Source organism: Streptomyces bobili (assembly GCF_002154575.1).
In the GTDB taxonomy this organism is placed as follows: Bacteria; Actinomycetota; Actinomycetes; order Streptomycetales; family Streptomycetaceae; genus Streptomyces; species Streptomyces bobili.
Window position 1 is genome coordinate 1 of sequence record NZ_MUBA01000889.1, and the last position, 1,194, is coordinate 1,194.

The 1,194-nt window shown below is 71.9% G+C and carries 2 pseudogenes; one reads left to right on the forward strand and one right to left on the reverse strand.

The annotated features are described in order from the left end of the window. Positions 1 to 313 precede the first annotated feature (313 nt). Positions 314 to 1,099 (forward strand): annotated as a pseudogene (locus BZL64_RS38505) (flavin monoamine oxidase family protein); the annotation flags it as partial. Positions 1,100 to 1,123: 24 nt separating this feature from the next. On the opposite strand, the pseudogene BZL64_RS42095 reads toward BZL64_RS38505, so the two are convergent. Next, positions 1,124 to 1,177 (reverse strand): annotated as a pseudogene (locus tag BZL64_RS42095) (FAD-dependent oxidoreductase); the annotation flags it as partial. Between the last annotated feature and the right edge of the window lie 17 nt (positions 1,178 to 1,194).

Genomic DNA, 1,194 nt, shown 5'->3' on the forward strand with positions numbered 1-1,194 from the left:
TCCGGCTCCGGCTCCGGCTCCCGTGTCGGTCCCTGTTCCCCCTCGCCCGCCCGGCAGGCCAGCGGACGGCGAGCGTCTCCGCGCCGTCCAGTTCGGGCCCCTGGTCGATACAACCCGTATGCGCCGTTTCTGAGCAGCGCCTGAGCTTCAACAGCCGTCAATATCGGCTCAGTTACCGACTCCACCCCGCCCGGAGCGTTGTCCCGCCACCCCGCGCACCCTCAGAATGTGAGCCCTGTTCACCTTTTAGGCTCACCCGCTCCCATCCACCCTTCTCGCTCTCGAAGCGCTCGAAGCACGACGGAGGACGCACGTGGCACATGGAAGACAGCTCCCCCTCTCCCGCCGCTCCCTGCTCGGCGGTACGGCCGCCCTCGCCGGGGCCGGCGCCCTGACCGCGACCGCCACGGGGACCGCCTCCGCGGCGCCCGCCGCGGNNCGCATCAAGGCGCTCGCCGACTCCCTGGGCGTGGCGACCTTCGCCACCTACAACACCGGCAAGAACCTCCTCTACAAGGACGGCAAGAAGTCCGCCTACGCCACCGACGGGCTGCTCGGCTCGGTCCCCCCGGTCGACGCGGCCGGGCTCGCCAACGCGGCGATCGTGCAGGCCTCGCTGGACGACATGGCCAAGCAGGTGCCGGTGGACGCCCCCTGGACGGCTGCCAAGGCCGCCGAGTGGGACCGGCAGACCTTCGAGTCCTGGCTGCGGGCCAACGCCGTGATCCCGTCGGCCAAGTTCCTCCTCGACGTGGCCTGCACCTCGATCTTCTCGGCCGAACCCCGCGAACTCTCCCTCCTCTTCGTCCTCTTCTACATCGCCGCCGCCGGCAACGAGCAGACCCCCGGCACCCTGGAACGCCTCACCGAGACCGCGAACGGCGCCCAGGAACTGCGCTTCGTCGGCGGCTCCCAGCTGGTGCCGATCAAGCTGGCCGCCACACTCGGCGACCGCGTCGTACTGAACGCCCCCGTGCGCACGATCGCCCGGTCCGGCGGCTCGTACGTCGTGACGGCCGACGGCGTCACCGTCACCGCCAAGCGCGTCGTCGTCGCCGTACCCCCACCACTCGCCGCCCGCATCTCCTACGATCCCGTTCGGGAGGGTCAGGCCGAGCACCCGGCCGCCGACCCGGTCGCGGGCCTCCAGGACGGCCACGGTCCGCCCGGCCGCCACGAGATCGCGCGCCGCGG